At 70.8% G+C, this 16,851-nt stretch carries 15 protein-coding genes; 2 read left to right on the forward strand and 13 right to left on the reverse strand.

Annotated features, from left to right (window positions below):
• Window positions 1-2: 2 nt before the first annotated feature.
• From HEP85_RS16095 to HEP85_RS16115, 5 genes are all read right to left on the reverse strand, one after another.
• Window positions 3-848 carry a carbohydrate ABC transporter permease gene (locus tag HEP85_RS16095; RefSeq protein ID WP_168528364.1) on the reverse strand — a complete coding sequence of 282 codons (846 nt, stop codon included), beginning with the start codon at window positions 846-848 and terminating at the stop codon, window positions 3-5.
• A complete protein-coding gene (locus HEP85_RS16100) occupies window positions 845-1,789 on the reverse strand; it encodes a carbohydrate ABC transporter permease (RefSeq protein ID WP_168528365.1) in 945 nt (314 codons plus the stop codon). The genes HEP85_RS16095 and HEP85_RS16100 overlap by 4 nt, the downstream gene beginning before the upstream one ends.
• Before the next feature lie 4 nt (window positions 1,790-1,793).
• Window positions 1,794-3,113, reverse strand: coding sequence for an extracellular solute-binding protein (locus HEP85_RS16105; RefSeq protein WP_168528366.1), 1,320 nt, complete (start codon window positions 3,111-3,113; stop codon window positions 1,794-1,796).
• Between the two features lie 233 nt (window positions 3,114-3,346).
• Window positions 3,347-3,643, reverse strand: coding sequence for a DUF3039 domain-containing protein (locus HEP85_RS16110; protein ID WP_010986534.1), 297 nt, complete (start codon window positions 3,641-3,643; stop codon window positions 3,347-3,349).
• A gap of 160 nt (window positions 3,644-3,803) precedes the next feature.
• Window positions 3,804-4,379, reverse strand: coding sequence for a YqgE/AlgH family protein (locus HEP85_RS16115; RefSeq protein ID WP_168528367.1), 576 nt, complete (start codon window positions 4,377-4,379; stop codon window positions 3,804-3,806).
• Window positions 4,380-4,659: 280 nt separating this feature from the next.
• Between HEP85_RS16115 and murA the strand changes: the two genes are divergently transcribed.
• The gene (murA, locus tag HEP85_RS16120; protein WP_168528368.1) at window positions 4,660-6,006 is read left to right on the forward strand and encodes a UDP-N-acetylglucosamine 1-carboxyvinyltransferase; all 1,347 of its coding nucleotides are present in this window, start codon (window positions 4,660-4,662) and stop codon (window positions 6,004-6,006) included.
• 125 nt (window positions 6,007-6,131) lie between these two features.
• Here murA and HEP85_RS16125 read toward each other — a convergent pair whose 3' ends face one another.
• From HEP85_RS16125 to HEP85_RS16150, 6 genes are all read right to left on the reverse strand, one after another.
• Window positions 6,132-6,413 carry an HU family DNA-binding protein gene (locus HEP85_RS16125; protein WP_148008648.1) on the reverse strand — a complete coding sequence of 94 codons (282 nt, stop codon included), beginning with the start codon at window positions 6,411-6,413 and terminating at the stop codon, window positions 6,132-6,134.
• Between the two features lie 452 nt (window positions 6,414-6,865).
• The gene (locus HEP85_RS16130) at window positions 6,866-8,287 is read right to left on the reverse strand and encodes an NAD-dependent malic enzyme (protein ID WP_168528369.1); all 1,422 of its coding nucleotides are present in this window, start codon (window positions 8,285-8,287) and stop codon (window positions 6,866-6,868) included.
• A 446-nt stretch (window positions 8,288-8,733) separates the two neighbouring features.
• On the reverse strand, window positions 8,734-11,202 hold the full coding sequence (locus tag HEP85_RS16135; protein WP_168528370.1) for a UvrD-helicase domain-containing protein: 2,469 nt from the start codon (window positions 11,200-11,202) through the stop codon (window positions 8,734-8,736).
• An 83-nt stretch (window positions 11,203-11,285) separates the two neighbouring features.
• Window positions 11,286-12,068, reverse strand: a complete 783-nt coding sequence (locus HEP85_RS16140) for a zf-HC2 domain-containing protein (protein ID WP_168528371.1) — start codon at window positions 12,066-12,068, stop codon at window positions 11,286-11,288.
• Window positions 12,069-12,106: 38 nt separating this feature from the next.
• Window positions 12,107-12,703, reverse strand: coding sequence for a sigma-70 family RNA polymerase sigma factor (locus HEP85_RS16145; protein WP_168528372.1), 597 nt, complete (start codon window positions 12,701-12,703; stop codon window positions 12,107-12,109).
• Between the two features lie 183 nt (window positions 12,704-12,886).
• Window positions 12,887-13,474, reverse strand: coding sequence for an ABATE domain-containing protein (locus tag HEP85_RS16150; protein WP_168528373.1), 588 nt, complete (start codon window positions 13,472-13,474; stop codon window positions 12,887-12,889).
• A 204-nt stretch (window positions 13,475-13,678) separates the two neighbouring features.
• On the opposite strand from HEP85_RS16150, the gene HEP85_RS16155 reads away from it, so the two are divergent.
• The gene (locus HEP85_RS16155) at window positions 13,679-14,233 is read left to right on the forward strand and encodes a DUF1772 domain-containing protein (protein ID WP_168528374.1); all 555 of its coding nucleotides are present in this window, start codon (window positions 13,679-13,681) and stop codon (window positions 14,231-14,233) included.
• Here the strand turns inward: HEP85_RS16155 and HEP85_RS16160 are convergent.
• Together HEP85_RS16160 and HEP85_RS16165 are read right to left on the reverse strand one after the other, a co-directional pair.
• On the reverse strand, window positions 14,182-15,342 hold the full coding sequence (locus HEP85_RS16160; RefSeq protein WP_329288103.1) for a uroporphyrinogen-III synthase: 1,161 nt from the start codon (window positions 15,340-15,342) through the stop codon (window positions 14,182-14,184). The two genes, HEP85_RS16155 and HEP85_RS16160, sit on opposite strands and share 52 nt — an antisense overlap.
• 100 nt (window positions 15,343-15,442) lie before the next feature.
• Window positions 15,443-16,822, reverse strand: a complete 1,380-nt coding sequence (locus HEP85_RS16165) for a NarK/NasA family nitrate transporter (RefSeq protein WP_168528375.1) — start codon at window positions 16,820-16,822, stop codon at window positions 15,443-15,445.
• Between the last annotated feature and the right edge of the window lie 29 nt (window positions 16,823-16,851).

The raw sequence follows: 16,851 nt of genomic DNA on the forward strand, positions 1-16,851 counted from the left end.
CATCAGTCCTTCACCGCTCCGCCGAGGCCGGAGACCAGTCGTCGTTGTACGAGTACGAAGAAGATCAGCACGGGAATCGTCATCACCGTGGACGCCGCCATCACGCCGCCCCAGTCCGGCTCGTCGGGCTTGTAGAAGACGAGCAGGGCCATCGGCAGGGTGGACTGCGAGGTGTCGCTGATGATGAAGGACTTGGCGAACAGGAAGTCGTTCCAGGCCGAGATGAAGGAAAAGACGCTCGTGGCCACCAGTCCCGGGAAGACCAGCGGGAAAAGGATCTGCCAGAGGAATCGCGCACGGCTCGCCCCGTCGATGTACGCGGCCTCCTCCAGCGCGTCCGGTACGGCCTTCACGAAACCCCGCAGCATCCAGATCGCGAAGGGCAGCGAGAACGCGATGTGGGGCAGGATCAGCGAGCCCAGTGTGTTCAGCTGACCGAAGTCCCGCATGAGGAAGAAGAGGGGGATCGTCAGCGCCTCCACGGGCACCATCTGCGCGACCAGGAACATGATCAACAGGGTGGTCCGGAAACGGAAGCGGAATCGCGTCACCGCCGTCGCCGCGAGAAACGCGATCAGTGCCGAGACGACGACCACCGAGCCCGCCACCACAAGACTGTTGAGGAAGTAGCGGCCGAATTCCTGCTGCCCGAAGACGCGCCGGAAGGAATCCAGGGAGGGAGAAAGCGTCCAGGGCCGGGGCTCGGTGGACTCGATCTCACCGGCCGGTCTGAAGGCGCTGAGCACCATCCAGTAGAGGGGGAAGGCGACGACCACCGCGATCAGCAGCGCGGACGCCTCCGCGGCGAGCCGCCACGGCCGGCGCACGGCGATTCCCGGAAAGCTCACAGTTCCTCTCCCTGTCCGCGCAGCAGTCTCAGGTACCCGAGCGTGACCGCCAGCAGGATCACCAGCATCACCACACCGATCGCGGAGCCGAGGCCGTACTGCGAGGAGGCGAACGCCTTCTGGTACGCGTAGACGTTCAGCACGAGGTTCTGTCCGGCGATGCCGCCCCCGTTCGTCATCACGTAGATCTGTGTGAAGACCTTGAAGTCCCAGATGACCGACTGGATGGTGACGACCACCAGGATCGGCCGGAGCATCGGCGCGAGCACCGAGCGCCAGATCCGCCACTGCGAGGCGCCGTCCAGCGCGGCCGCCTCCAGCACCTCGGCCGGTACGGCGCGGATCCCCGCGTACACCGTCACCATCACGAACGGGAAGGAGCACCACACCACTTCGAGCAGGACGAGCGCGAAGGCGCTGTAGCGGCCGTACGTCCAGGAGTGGTCCCCGATGCCGAGCATCCGGTCGACGGGACCGAAGTCGGGGTCGAAGAGGAACAGCCACACGGTGGACCCGGTGACGGCCGGGGTCGCCCAGGCGCCGAGCGCGGCCAGCATCAGCGCCAGCCGCGGCAGGGCCCGCACCCGGGTGAGGAGCACCGCCAGCGCGCAGCCGACGGCCAGCGTGGAGAGCACGCAGGCCCCCGCGAACAGCACGGTGGCGGCCAGCACCTGCCAGAACTGGTCGTCGGCGAAGAGCGCCGTGTAGTTGCCGAACCCCTCGAAGGTGGTCGGCTCGCCGCCGCTGACCTGCGCCTGTGTGTAGTTCAGGAGCGAGATCAGGCCGAGCTGGTAGACGGGGTAGACGAGCAGCCCGCCGAGCACGACGAGGGCGGGGGCGAGGTAGAGCCAGGGGGCCGGGCCCGCCCCGCGGCGCCGGGGCCGGGCCGGCGCCGCCTCGCCCACCGGGGTCCGCCCGGCCACGGCCTCTTGCGTGGTCATCGGCTCAGCCCGCGGAGCTGAACGCGTCGTTCATCTTCTTCGCCGCGTCCTTCGAGGCCGCCGCCACGTCCTTCTTGCCGCTGATGACCTCCTGGAACATGGTCGGCAGGACGAGCGAGGCGTCGATCTGCGACCAGGCCGGCGACGCGGGCACGAACCTGGCGCCCGAGGCGAGCGTCTTCACGAAGGGCGCGACGAACGGCTGCTTCCTGGCCACGTCGTCCCGCACGTCGGTGTACGTGGGCAGGAACCCCATGGCGTCGAAGAGCGCGGCCTGGGTCTTCTTGCCCGCCAGCTCCTCCATCAGGCCGACCGCGAGGGTGCGGTGCGAGGTGCTCTTCAGGACGCCGAGGTTGTTGCCACCCGCGAACGCCGGGGCGATCCCGCCCGCCTTCAGGCCCGGCAGCGGCACGACGGCGTACTTGCCCTTGATCTTCCCGGCCTCGATCGCCGCGTGGCTGAAGTCGCCGCCTATCGCCATGGCCGCCTTGCCGGAGGAGAACGCGGTGACCGTGTCGTTGCCGGTCATGCCCGCGCACTTGGCGGCCGGACAGTTGTCGTCGCCGAAGAGCGAGGTGTACGTCTTGATGCCCTTCTGGGCGGCGGCGCTGTCGATGGTCGCCGCGTACGAACCGCCCTTGCCCTCGGCGAGTTCACCGCCGCGGGACCAGATGAACGGCATCGCGCCGTACGTGTAGGCGCCGCCGACCGCGAGCCCGTACAGGTCCGGTTTCGCCGCCCTGACCTGCCGGGCGGCGGCGACCAACTGGTCCTGGGTCTTCGGGACTTCGATGCCGAGGTCCTTGAAGATGTCGGTGCGGTAGTAAAGGGCGCGGACGCCGACGAAGAAGGGGGCGCCGTAGATCTTCCCATCCACCGTCACCGACTGCCTGGCCGTCGGGTCGGTGTCCTTGGACTCGCTCCAGTGCGCGAACTCCCCGGAGACGTCGGCGAGTCCGCCGTCCTTGACGTATCCGGCGGTGTCCGTGTTGCCGTACTCGATGACGTCCGGGGCGCTCTTCGGGTCGTTGAAGGCGGCCTTCATGCGCTGGGCCCGGGTCTCCACGGGGATGTACTCGATGGTGACCTTGGTGCCTTTGTGGGCCTTCTCGAAGGTGCCGACGGCGGCGTCCACGACCTTCTCCTTCGGCGCGTTGCTGACCTCCTGGAAGAGCCAGACGCGCAGGGTGCCGGTCTTCTCGTCCTTCCCTGAGGCGGAGTTGCCGGAGCTCTGGGGGGCGCAGGCGGTGGCGGCGAGAGCGCCGACGGCGAGTGCCGTCGCGGCGGCGGCCGTTCGGACGGAGAGGTTCAGCGGGAGCTTCATCGAGCGTCCTCCGGTGGGGGTGCGTTGCAACATGCGCAATGGGGGTTTTGCTCTGCACAACACACCGGAGGCTATGGAGTACATGAACATGCCCACAAGAGGTCTCCACCACTCTGTGACCACAGGACGCAACCCGTGCAACGCGCGCACGACAAAACCGCGGCACCCCGCACAGGGATGCCGCGGTCTGCTCGCTCCTCGCGGCGAGCCGCGCCGCGAGGGCGCGGGGGCGGCTACTTCTTGTCGCCGCCCTTGTCCTTGTCGCCACCGGCGCCCATGGACTCGTAGATCTCCTTGCACATGGGACACACGGGGTACTTCTTCGGGTCGCGCCCCGGGACCCACACCTTGCCGCAGAGGGCCACGACGGGCGTGCCGTCGAGGGCGCTCGCCATGATCTTGTCCTTCTGGACATAGTGGGCGAAGCGCTCGTGGTCCCCGTCGCCGTGCGACACCTGCGGCGTCGGCTCCACGAGGGTCCCCGTCCCAGTGCCGCGCTGGGGCTGGGTCTCAGGCTCAAGAGTGCTCATGGGAGCAAGGGTAATCAACGACGCGCCGCTACAGCGACGGGCCCGCGTCACAGATGGACAGCCGTACGAGGAGCGACCGCGCGTTCGTGGTCGTCCGCCCCGTCGAGGAACCCCGGCCGGGGCAGGGCGCGGGGGCGGCGGCCGGGCCGGAACCCGCCGGTCAGTTGAGGGAAGGGTCGTCCGGATACGTCGCCACCATCGCCAGTTCGTTGCGCTGGCGGCGCAGCACCTCGCGCCACAGGCGTTCCGGTGCGGGGGACGAGACGTCCCCGGGTTCGGACTCGACCACGTACCAGGCGCCCTCGACCAGCTCGTCCTCCAGCTGGCCGGGGCCCCAGCCCGCGTACCCGGCGAAGATCCTCAGGGAGCCGAGGGCCGAGGCGAGCAGTTCGGGCGGTGCCTCCAGGTCGACCAGGCCGATCGCGCCGTGCACACGCCGCCAGCCGAGCGGCGCGCGCTCCCCGGACGCCATGCCGCCCGGGATCACCGCGACGCCCAGTGCCGAATCCAACGACACCGGGCCGCCCTGGAAGACGACACCGGGCTCACCGGCCAGGTCCGCCCAGGCCTCCAGGATGTCGCTGACACCCACCGGGGTCGGACGGTTGAGGACGACACCGAGCGAGCCCTCCTCGTCGTGGTCGAGGAGCAGCACCACCGCGCGATCGAAGTTCGGGTCCGCCAGGGCGGGCGTGGCCACGAGCAGCCGCCCTGTGAGCGAGGACACCTCGGTCATGCCAGACATGATCCCGCATCTTCCCCCCGTAGGGGGACCCAATACCCGTAACCGAGTGAATGCAGCTCAGGGCGCAGAGAAGCGCCCCCCGCGCACAAGGGCTCCGGTGACCCGGTGTGCCCGATACGGAACGGTTCGTGTTGTGGCAAAGCTGGGACGTTGCCGGGTGGTCCTCGGGCTTACGGAAGGGGGGTGGGCGGCGATTACCCTTGCTGTTCGGCTCCCGCCCAACAGGCCCGCCGATGCGTACCCCTGCCCAACTCTTCGGATCGCGAGACACATGACCGTCAACGGCTCTGACGATGTACTGATTGTCCACGGCGGAACCCCGCTCGAGGGCGAGATCCGTGTCCGCGGTGCGAAGAACCTCGTACCGAAGGCCATGGTCGCCGCCCTGCTGGGCAGCGAGCCGAGCCGGCTGCGGAACGTCCCCGACATCCGCGACGTGCGTGTCGTGCGCGGACTGCTGCAGCTGCACGGGGTGACGGTGCGCCCGGGCGAGGAGCCGGGCGAACTGGTGCTCGACCCCTCGCACGTCGAGAGCGCGAACGTCGCGGACATCGACGCGCACGCGGGCTCGTCCCGGATCCCGATCCTGTTCTGCGGTCCGCTGCTGCACCGCCTGGGCCACGCCTTCATCCCGGGCCTCGGCGGCTGCGACATCGGCGGCCGTCCCATCGACTTCCACTTCGAGGTGCTGCGGCAGTTCGGCGCGAAGATCGAGAAGCGGGCGGACGGACAGTACCTGGAGGCCCCGCAGCGGCTGCGCGGCACCAAGATCAAGCTGCCGTACCCGTCCGTGGGCGCCACCGAGCAGGTGCTGCTGACCGCCGTCCTGGCGGAGGGCGTCACGGAGCTCGCGAACGCGGCCGTGGAGCCGGAGATCGAGGACCTCATCTGCGTACTGCAGAAGATGGGCGCGATCATCGCCATGGACACCGACCGGACGATCCGCATCACCGGCGTGGACTCGCTCGGCGGCTACACCCACGCGGCCCTGCCGGACCGTCTGGAGGCCGCCTCCTGGGCGTCCGCGGCGCTGGCGACGGAAGGCAACATCTACGTCCGGGGCGCCCAGCAGCGCTCGATGATGACGTTCCTGAACACCTACCGCAAGGTGGGCGGCGCGTTCGAGATCGACGACGAGGGCATCCGCTTCTGGCACCCCGGCAGCCAGCTCAACGCGATCGCGCTGGAGACGGACGTCCACCCGGGCTTCCAGACCGACTGGCAGCAGCCGCTGGTCGTCGCCCTGACGCAGGCCACCGGCCTGTCGATCATCCACGAGACGGTCTACGAGTCCCGGCTCGGCTTCACGTCCGCGCTCAACCAGATGGGCGCGCACATCCAGCTCTACCGCGAGTGCCTGGGCGGCTCGAACTGCCGCTTCGGCCAGCGCAACTTCCTGCACTCCGCGGTCGTTTCGGGCCCGACCAAGCTCCAGGGCGCCGACCTGGTCATCCCCGACCTGCGCGGCGGCTTCTCGTACCTGATCGCCGCTCTCGCGGCCCAGGGCACCTCCCGGGTCCACGGCATCGAGCTCATCAACCGCGGCTACGAGAACTTCATGGACAAGCTCGTGGAGCTCGGCGCGAAGGTGGAACTGCCGGGCAAGGCGCTCGGCTAGACACGGCCGGACGCGCCCGGCTCGTCACGGTCGCGGGTACGACGATGGGGCGGCCCCCCGGTGAAGGGGGCCGCCCCATTGGCGTTACCGGACCTCGTGCGCCGTCTCGTGGCACACGCAGGAACCTACTTGCCCTTGGCCGCTTCCTTGAGCTTGCTGCCCGCGGAGACCTTCACGCTGTAGCCGGCCGGGATCTGGATCGGGTCGCCGGTCTGCGGGTTGCGCGCGGTGCGAGCGGCACGGTGGGTGCGCTCGAAGGTCAGGAAGCCGGGGATGGTGACCTTCTCGTCGCCCTTGGAGACGATCTCGCCGACGGTCTCGGCGAACGCGGCCAGAACGGCGTCGGCGTCCTTGCGGGTCACCTCGGCGCGGTCGGCCAGCGCGGCCACCAGCTCACTGCGGTTCATGTTCTTACTCCCGTGTTCTTCTTGCCGTTGAGGCGTGCCACGCGGCGGAGCCGCATGTCGGATGCGGCGAAGCCGATGCTGCCAGGGTCCTCGGTCGGTCCCCGGACCCGGGTCCGTAGCCAGACCCTCGCGCCCGAAGACGCATCCTGCCCCCACCTGCGGCGGGAAAGCCAATCCGGCACCCCTGGGAGTCACACGAACACCCTTGGGAGTCACACGAAAAGCGCCACTGCCTCAATGTGGTGACGCTCCGTCCGCTCCCGGCAGCGGATCGCAGGGCCTGCGAAGGCCTGAGCCTGGCCGCCACCCTAGAGGGCGCCCGCGGGCCCCGCGTTCCACGACGCGCCGGTGCCGGACCGGCCGTGGCGATCGTCACAGCCGGTGCGCGCCCGGGCGTGTCCCGCGCCGGCGGTCCACGCGTCCGGTGCGCCCCCGGACCGGCGCGCCGGGGTCTACTCGGCCGCCGACGCCCCCGCCGCCTTCGCGGCGTTGCGCACCGCTCCGGCGACCGCGCCCGCGACCTTGTCGTTGAAGACGCTGGGGATGATGTAGTTCGGGTTCAGCTCGTCCTCGGTCACCACGTCCGCGAGCGCGGCCGCGGCGGCCAGCATCATCTCCGTGTTGACCGTGCGCGACTGAGCGTCCAGCAGGCCGCGGAAGACGCCCGGGAAGACCAGCACGTTGTTGATCTGGTTGGGGAAGTCGGAGCGGCCGGTGGCGACAACTGCCGCCGTCTGGCGGGCGATTGCCGGGTCGACCTCGGGGTCGGGGTTCGCGAGCGCGAACACGATCGCCCTCTCGGCCATGGCGGCCACGTCGTCGCCGTCCAGCACGTTCGGGGCGGAGACGCCGATGAAGACGTCGGCGCCGCGCACGGCCTCCTTCAACGTGCCCGTGAGGCTCTCGGGGTTGGTGTTGTCGGCGATCCAGCGCAGGGCCGAACCGGGGGCCGCGTCGACCAGGTCCGCGCGGTCGGCGTGCACGACACCGTGGATGTCGGCGACGACCGCGTTCTTGACGCCCGCGGCGATCAGCAGCTTGAGGATGGCCGTACCGGCCGCGCCCGCGCCGGACATGACGACCCGGATGTCACCGATCGCCTTGCCCGCCACCCGCAGCGCGTTGGTGAGAGCGGCCAGGACGACGATCGCGGTGCCGTGCTGGTCGTCGTGGAAGACGGGGATGTCGAGGGCCTCACGCAGCCGGGCCTCGATCTCGAAGCAGCGCGGCGCGGAGATGTCCTCCAGGTTGATCCCCGCGAATCCGGGGGCGATGGCCTTGACGATCTCGACGATCGCGTCGGTGTCCTGGGTGTCCAGGCACAGCGGCCAGGCGTCGATACCGGCGAAGCGCTTGAAGAGGGCCGCCTTGCCCTCCATGACCGGCAGCGCGGCCTTCGGGCCGATGTTGCCCAGGCCCAGCACGGCCGAGCCGTCCGTCACGACCGCAACGGAGTTGCGCTTGATGGTGAGGCGGCGGGCGTCCTCGGGGTTCTCGGCGATCGCCATGCACACCCGGGCCACGCCCGGGGTGTAGATCATCGAGAGGTCGTCACGGTTGCGGATGGGGTGCTTGGACTGCATCTCGATCTTGCCGCCGAGGTGCATCAGGAACGTACGGTCGGAGACCTTGCCGAGGGTGACGCCCTCGATGTGGCGCAGCTGCTCGACGATCTCGTCGGCGTGCGACGTGGAGGTCGCCGCGATGGTGACGTCGATCCGGAGCTTCTCGTGACCGGAGGCGGTCACGTCGAGGCCGGTCACCGAGCCTCCGTGGGACTCGACGGCCGTGGTGAGCTGGGAGACCGCGGTTCCGCTCGCGGGCACCTCCAGCCGGACCGTCATCGAGTAGGAGACGCTGGGCGCCGTTGCCATGGCCGACTTCCTCTGCTTTTCACCGTGTACTGCGTGTCGCGGGTATGCCGTCCGATCGTCGCACCTACCGCGGAGTACGTGGTAGCCGCCCCGGGTTGCGAACGTTTTGTTCGCGGCGCGGGAAATCTTTTCGGAAACCTGATTCCACCATACGAGAAGCCGCCTGCCGGTGGAAGGGCGGACCGGTAAGGAGCCCGCGCCGCGAAAATGAACTTTCGGGACGGGAATTGCCTAGCGGGGATCCTTTGTTACCGTGGACGTGACACCGGCCCGATCCAAGCCCCCGGGCCCAACCTTCGTCGCTACGAGCGACCACTTGCCGCGAGGCGAGCATGGCGGGTCGGTGTCGTGAACGAACGAGAGGCCCACGTCACCCCGTGACGTGGGCCTCTCGCCGTAGCCTCCCCTCCGCCCGAGCGCCCGAGCGCCCGAGCGGAGGGTGCGCCTCAGTCCCGCAGCAGGTCCGGCACCCCGTTCCCGTCCGGCTCGTCCCGCTCACCGGAGACGATGGTCAGCTGCTGCGTGGCCCGGGTCAGCGCGACGTACAGGACACGCAGCCCCGCGGGCGACTCGTCGGCGATCTCCGCCGGCGAGACGACCACCGTCGCGTCGTACTCCAGCCCCTTCGCCTCCAGGCTGCCGAGCGCCACCACACGGTCGCCCAGGCCCGCGAGCCAGCGGGCGGCCTCCTCGCGCCGGTTCATGGCCACGACGACGCCCACGGTGCCGTCCACCCGCTCCAGGAGATGCGCGGCCTCGGCGCGCACGGTCTGCGCGAGCGAGTCCGCCACGACGGCGAAGCGCGGCGCCACGCCGGTGGAACGGACCGCCGACGGGGACTCGGACCCCGGCATGGCGAGGGCGAGGACCTTGGCGGCGAGCTCGGCGATCTCGGCCGGGTTGCGGTAGTTCACGGTCAGGGTGAAGCGGCGCCTGGGACGGCTGCCCAGCGCCTCGTCACGGGCCTGCGCGGCCTCGTCCGGGTCGGACCAGGAGGACTGCGCGGGGTCGCCGACGACGGTCCAGGTGGCGTGCCGCCCGCGTCTGCCCACCATCCGCCACTGCATGGGCGTGATGTCCTGCGCCTCGTCGAGGATGACGTGCGCGTACTCGGTCCGCTCCTGGGCCAGCCGCTCGGCCCGCTCTCGCTGCGTCTCCTCGCGTACGGGCATCAGCTCCTCGAGACCGGTGAGCTGGTCCAGCGGGTCCAGATCACGCCGCTTCCTGGGCCGGGCGGGAGTGCCGAGGATCGCCTGGAGCTCGTCCAGCATCGCCACGTCGTGCACGGAGAAACCGTCCCGCTTGAGCGAGCGCGCCACCCGGCGGACCTCGCCCGGGTTCAGGATCCGCCGCGCCCACCGCCCGAGCCGCCGCTCGTCGGCCATCGCCTCCAGCACGCCGCGCGGGGTCAGCTCCGGCCACCACGCGTCCAGGAACGCGATGAAACTGTCCTCGGAGGCGACGTCCTCGTCGAACGACGAGCGCAGCTCCGCGGCCAGCTCCGGGTCCGCGTGCCGGGTGCCGGCGCCGGAGTGCGCCCACAGCGCGTCCAGCAGCAGCTTGCGGGCGCGCGGGCGCAGCAGGTTCACCGGGGCGGTCCCGCTCAGCGCGTTCTCCTTGACGCGGTCCAGCTCGGCGGCCTCCAGCTCCAGGCGCCGTCCGAAGGCGACGACCCGCAGCCGGACGGGCGGCCCGGCGGGGGCCTCGGGGGTGTCAGCGCCGAAGGCGAGCTGCTCCCCGGAGCTACCGGAGCCCGCGGAGCTCCGCCCGGAGCCCCTGTCGCCCCGCCGCGAGCCCGAGCCCTGTGAGCCCTGCCGCGAGCCTCCCGGCGCCTCCAGCGCCCCGCGCGCCGCCTTCCGGAGCACCTTGAGCATGCGGTAGGAGCCCTTGGCGCGGGCGACGGCCGGGGAGTCGTACAGGGTGGCCTCCGCGTCGTCGACGAGGGAGCCGATGGCGCGGATGGCGACCTGGCCCTCCTCACCGAGGGAGGGCAGCACGCCCTCGGTGTAGGCGACCAGGAGCGGGGTCGGGGAGACGATCAGGATGCCGCCCGCGTACCGGCGGCGGTCCTGGTAGAGGAGGTAGGCGGCGCGGTGCAGGGCGACGGCGGTCTTGCCGGTGCCCGGTCCGCCCTCCACGTACGTCACGGAGGCGGCGGGGGCCCGGATCACCAGGTCTTGTTCGGCCTGGATCGACGCCACGATGTCCCGCATGGTGTGGCTGCGGGCCTGGCCGAGGGCGGCCATGAGGGCGCCGTCGCCGATCACCGGGAGCGCCTCGCCGTCCAGGGTGGCCTTGAGCTCCGGGCGCATCAGGTCGTCCTCGACCCCGAGGACCCTGCGGCCCTTGGAACGGATCACCCGACGGCGGACCACCCGTCCCGGGTCGACCGGCGTCGAGCGGTAGAACGGGGCCGCGGCGGGCGCCCGCCAGTCGATGACGAGCGGTGCGTAGTCCGCGTCCAGCACCCCGATACGGCCGATGTGGAGCGTCTCGGCGATGGAGGCGTACTGACCGGTCTCGTCGGCGCGGACCGCGCCCTCGGCCGGTTCGACGGCCGTGTACGCGCCGTCCGGCCCCTTCTTGCCGTCCTTCCCCGGCAGGAGGTCGATCCGGCCGAAGAGGAAGTCCTCGAACTCGTTGTTGAGGCGGTTGAGGTGGATTCCCGCCCGGAACACCTGGGCGTCACGCTCCGCGAGCGCTCCCGGCGTACCGACCTGGCCGCGCTGGGCGGCGTCGTTCATGAGGAACTCCGCCTCGTGGATCTTCTCCTCGAGGCGCCGGTACACCCGGTCCAGATGTTGCTGCTCGACCCCGATCTCCCGCTCCCGTACGGAGTCGTCCTTGACGGACTTCTCCGGTACGGAACCGTGGACCGGGCCGAGCGCGGTTTCCTGCTGAGCCTGAGCGGCCACCGGGCCCCCTTCTGACGTGCTGGGCAGCCGTCAACCGTACGCGAAGGGGACCCCGGGAGGCTACGTGCGCGCCCTGGCCTCGCTCACGCCTTCACCTGTACGAGCCGCTTGCCGTCGAAGGTCATGACCTCGAAGTGGTCGATCTGGTTGGGCTTGAAGGCCGCTCCGCCGTGTACGTAGAGCGGGTTCTTCGCCTGTTCGGTCGTGGCGCCCGGGATGCCGTAGCCCCACTCGGGGACCGCCCAGGAGGTGACGGTCTCACGCTCGCCGTTCTTGCCCACGGCGATCAGGGAGCACTTCAGCGGGCCCTTGACGTTCGAGAGCTGGAGGACCGCGTGGGTGCCCCAGTCCTTCGACTCCACCGCGACGGTCGCCGTGGTCTTGGTCTTCGGGTCCGTGGCCGTGACCTTGTCGGTCATCGTCTGGAACGCCGCCTTGGCCGGACTGGTGGCCATCGCGGCGGGCGTCTTGGTACCGCCGTCGCCGCCGCCGACCGCCATCACGGTCAGCGGACCGCCGATGATCAGCGCGGCCGCCGCGGCCACCAGGTACATCCCGCGCCGGCGCTTGACGGCGCGCCGCTGCGAGACCTCGTCGACCAGCCGTTCCGCGAGCCGTGGGCTCGGGCGGGCGGACAGCGACTCGCCGATGGCCGGGGTGCCCTGCGCGGCGGGCAGATCCGCGAGCGCGGCGAGCATCGGTTCCATCCCGGCGAGCTCGTCGAGCTGCTGGCCGCACCACTCGCAGGTGGCGAGGTGGGCCTCGAAGGCCGTGGCCTCCGCGTCGTCGAGGATGCCGAGGGCGTAGGCGCCGACGGTTTCGTGGATGTTGTCGCCGGGGTTCTGCTGTCCCCGTGGTCCCTGCATGGCTCCTGGACCGCCCGTTCCGTATCCCCCGTACGCGTTCATGCCGTCACCCCCCGCTCCTCCAGCGCCAGCTTCATCGAGCGCAGGGCGTAGAACACCCGGGAGCGCACGGTGCCACTGGGTATGCCGAGCGTTTCGGCCGCTTCATTGACCGTACGCCCTTTGAAGTACGTTTCGACCAGAACCTCCCTGTGGGCAGGGGTCAGGTCGTCCAGCGCGTCCGACAGTGTCATCAGCCACAACGCCTTGTCGATCTCGTCCTCCGCGGGGATGACCTCCAGCGGTGCCGGGTCCACCTCCTGCGGCCGGGCCTGCCGGCTGCGGTGTCCGTCGATGACGATGCGCCGGGCGACCGTCACCAGCCAGGGTCGTACCGAACCGGTCGCCCGATTGAGCTGACCGGCGTTCTTCCAGGCACGGATGAGTGTTTCCTGTACGACGTCCTCGGCGCGCTGCCGGTCGCCGGCGACCAGGCGCAGCACGTATGCGAGCAAGGGACCCGCGTGCTCCCGGTAGAGCGCACGCATCAGCTCCTCGTCGGGTTCGTTGTTCGACGAAGCCGACGCGGACGGATTCATGCGATGTCGGGCCCTTGACCTTCGTTCATCATCAGCCACGGCCGAATCCTTGCGCACGCCTACCTCCGGTGTCCGGGGGTTCCCCCAGTCGGTCGCTCATGACGGGGTACGTGCGGGGTCGGGCCCGTGTTCAAAGAGGCAGTACATATTTCCTGGGGGAGTTGTGAAGATCTCTTCATGACCACTCGGCGCGATCGGAAGATCACGTAGGGGTGGGAAAGAGGTCTCCGGAGGGCTGGTTCACGCCCGGGCGAGGGCAGCCCGCCGCCGGTGCCGGGCCACTCGCTCGCGGTTGCCGCACACCTCGCTGGAGCACCATCGCCGGCGCCTGCCGCGGGAGGTGTCGAGATACACGATCGGGCAGTTGTCACCGGCGCATTGTCGCAGGCTCGCGCGCGCCGCCGGATCGGTGAGCAGTTCGAGGGCGTCGCGGGCGATCACCGCGAGCAGCCCGGGACATCCGGGCGGGGTGTGCAGTCCGCGCCGCAGGGAGCCGTCCTCGGCCCGTACGGCCGAGGGGGCGGGCGGGGCGGCGAGGGCGAGCGCGTTGACCCGGGCGAGCGCCGTCTCCGCGGGCCGGCCGTCCAGTTCCGCGCGGACCAACTGGGCCACTTGACCGCGTAGTTCGCGAAAGTCCACGAGCCAGGAGGGATCGGCCGCCGCCAGGGGTGTGCCGGCCGGGACGAGGCCGGACCGGGTGATCCAGACACGCAGCCGGTCCACCGCGTCGAGCCGTTCCTCCGGGTGGGTGGTCGCCAGGAGATCCAGGCAGATCCGCCCGGAGTCGAACCGCAACTCGTACGGGGCCGTGGCCATGCCCGATGCCATGTGCCTGTCACCGCCTTGGGGTTACCGCCGTGAGGGAGGTACCTCCTACAGTGCATGCCCGCGCGCGCCGCCGGAAGACCCGGTACCGCACAGGCCGTGGACGGCCGTGCGAACAGCGGCGCGGACAGTCGCGTGGACGTCCGCTTATGGGGCCGCGCGCCTCGGCCATGTGCCCTTTCCGCTCACGCCGGTTGACTCGGTGTCATGACAGAGAACAGCACGGGGCGGCCGTCGGCCGCCGCAGGTGTCCTGGGCGCGGCCACGGTCGCGATGGGTCTGATCGCGGGCGTCTTCTACATCTTCGCCTGCGACGTCATGCCGTCGCTGGCGCGCAGCGACGACCGCGTCTTCATCGAGGTCATGGGGAACGTCAACGACGTGATCCAGAACCCGGTGTTCTTCCTGAGCTTCCTGGGCGCGCTGGTCCTCACGGCCGTCTCCGCCTGGCAGTCGCGCAGGTCCCCCCACCGCAGGTGGGTGTGGGCGGCCCTGGCCGCGTACGTGCTCGCCTTCCTGGTCACCATGGTCGTGAACGTCCCGCTCAACGACCGGCTGGCGGACGCGGGCGACCCGGCGCGGATCGCCGACCCGGCCGCCGTGCGCGAGCGCTTCGAGGACACCTGGGTCGCCTGGAACGTCGTACGGGCCCTGCTGTCGACGGCCGCCCTGGCCTGCCTCGCCCGCGCCCTGTTCCTGCACCGCGGGGCCTACCCGTCCGCGTACTTGGCGTCGGCGGCCGGGTCGAGGGCCAGCCGGTAGCCGCGCTTGACGACGGTCTGGATGAGTCCGGGGGCGCCCAGCGCGGTGCGCAGCCGGGCCATGGCCGTCTCGACGGCGTGCTCGTCGCGTCCGGCGCCCGGCAGCGCCCTCAGCAGTTCGGCCCGCGCCACCACCCAGCCCGGCCGCCTCGACAGGGCCCGCAGCAGCGACATCCCGGCGGGCGGCACGGGACGCAGCGCGCCGCCGACCAGCACCGCGTGCCCGCGGATCTCCACCCGGTGGCCGGCGACCGGCAGCGTGCGGGCACGGCCCGGGAGTTCCTGGCAGAGCAGTTGGACGAGGGGGCCGAGCCGGAAGCGCTCCGGCTGGACCGTGGTGACGCCGTGGGCCTGGAGCGGCAGCGCGGTGACCGGGCCGACGCAGGCGGCCAGCACGTCGTGGTGGAGGGCGGCGAGCAGTTCGGGGAGCAGGCCGCGTCCCTCGGCGCGGGACAGCAGGGAGGCGGCGGCGGGCGCGCTGGTGAAGGTGAGCGCGTCCAGGCCCCGGGCGACGGTGGCGTCCAGCAGCCGGTCGACCGGTCCGATGTCCTCGGGCGGCATCCACCGGTACACCGGCACGGGCACCACCTCGGCGCCCGCCGCCCGCAGCGACTCCACGAACCCGGGCAGCGGTTCACCGTGCAGCTGTACGGCGATCCGGCGGCCCTCCACGCCTTCCTCCAGGAGCCGTTCGAGCACCTCGGCCATGGACTCGGAGGACGGCGACCACTCCTCGGTCAGCCCCTGGGCCCGTATCGCGCCCTTGACCTTGGGCCCGCGGGCGAGGACCTCGACCCCGCGCAGCGTTGCGAGCAGGGCCTCGCCGAGTCCCCATCCGTCGGCGGCCTCGATCCAGCCGCGGAAGCCGATGGCGGTCGTGGCCACCGCGATGTCCGGGGCCCGGTCGATCAGTTCCTTGGTGGCGGCGAGCAGTTCGCCGTCGTCGGCGAGCGGCACGATGCGCAGGGCGGGGGCGTGCTGGACACAGGCGCCGCGCCGCTGGAGCAGCGCGCCGAGCTCGTCGGCCCGGCGCGCGGCCGTCACTCCGACGGTGAACCCGGAGAGGGGGCCGTGATCCTGCGGGGCGGGTCGCTGCGGTTCCTCGTACATGGGTCTCGTCTCACGCGGGAGTCGTCGTGCGCTTGCTGCCGACCGAGCCTGTCAACGGCCCGTGACAGGCCCGGTTCCCCGTGATGTCACCCGTGTTACGTCAGACCTCGGCGTGGTCGGGCCGCGGCTTCGCCTCCGCGACCGCGACGGTCCGGGTCCGGGGTGCGGGCCCGCGAAGGTATACGGCCCAAGTGACCGCGAAGCAGAGCCCGTAGAAGGCGAGGAAAGCCACGAAGGCCCCGGTGCCGGAGCCGTAGGAGAGGAAGGACTGCCGCAGGGCGAGGTTGATGCCGACGCCGCCGAGCGCGCCCACCGCGCCGATGAGTCCCATGGAGGCCCCGGACAGCCGCCGCCCGTAGGAGGTGGCCGCCTCGCCCCGCAGCCCCTCGGCGACCGCCTCGGCCTGGAAGATCCCGGGGATCATCTTGTACGTCGAGCCGTTGCCGAGCCCGGTGAGCACGAACAGCGCGATGAACGCGACGGTGAACAGCGGCAACGACCTCTGGACGGAGGCGACCACGACGACACCGGTCGCCCCGGCCATGGCGACGAAGTTCCACAGCGTGATCCGCGCCCCGCCGTACCGGTCGGCGAGCCGTCCGCCGACGGGCCGGATCAGCGAGCCGAGCAGCGGGCCGACGAAGGTGACGTACGCCGCCTGCAGGGGCGTGCGCCCGAACTGGTTCTGCAGCACCTGTCCGAAGGCGAAGCCGTAGCCGATGAACGACCCGAAGGTGCCGGTGTAGAGGAGGGACATGATCCAGGTGTGCGCGTCCTTCGCGGCGTCCTTGACGGCGCCGGTGTCGTTGCGCACGGACGCGATGTTGTCCATGAAGACCGCGGCGAGCGCGGCGGCGACGAGGACGAGCGGGATGTAGATGCCCAGCAGCACGCGGGGCCCGCCGTGCGCGCCGATGATCGCGAGCGCCACGAGCTGGATGACGGGCACGCCGATGTTGCCGCCGCCGGCGTTGAGGCCGAGCGCCCAGCCCTTGCGGCGCAGCGGGAAGAACGCGTTGATGTTGGTCATGCTGGAGGCGAAGTTGCCGCCGCCGACGCCGGCGAGCAGACCGACCAGCAGGAAGGTGGAGAACGAGGTCCCCGGCTCCATCACCACGAACGCGGCGACGGTCGGGACGAGCAGCAGGGCCGCCGAGACGATCGTCCAGTTCCTGCCGCCGAAGACCGCCACCGCGAAGGTGTACGGCACCCGCACCACGGCCCCGACCAGCGTCACCATCGACGTGAGCAGGAACTTGTCGGCGGGGGTGAGTCCGTACTCGGGCCCCATGAAGAGCACCATGACCGACCACAGGGTCCAGACCGAGAAGCCGATGTGCTCGGAGAGGACGGACAGGAGCAGGTTGCGCCGGGCGACCTTCGCCCCCGTCTCGTGCCAGAAGGTCTCGTCCTCCGGATCCCACCGCTCGATCCAGCGTCCTTTCCTGCTGCGTGCGGGGGCTGTGCTCGGGGCTGTCATGACGCCTCCACGGATCTCCGGTGCGGTGC

The sequence above is a fragment of the Streptomyces sp. RPA4-2 genome (assembly GCF_012273515.2).
GTDB lineage: Bacteria > Actinomycetota > Actinomycetes > Streptomycetales > Streptomycetaceae > Streptomyces > Streptomyces kaempferi.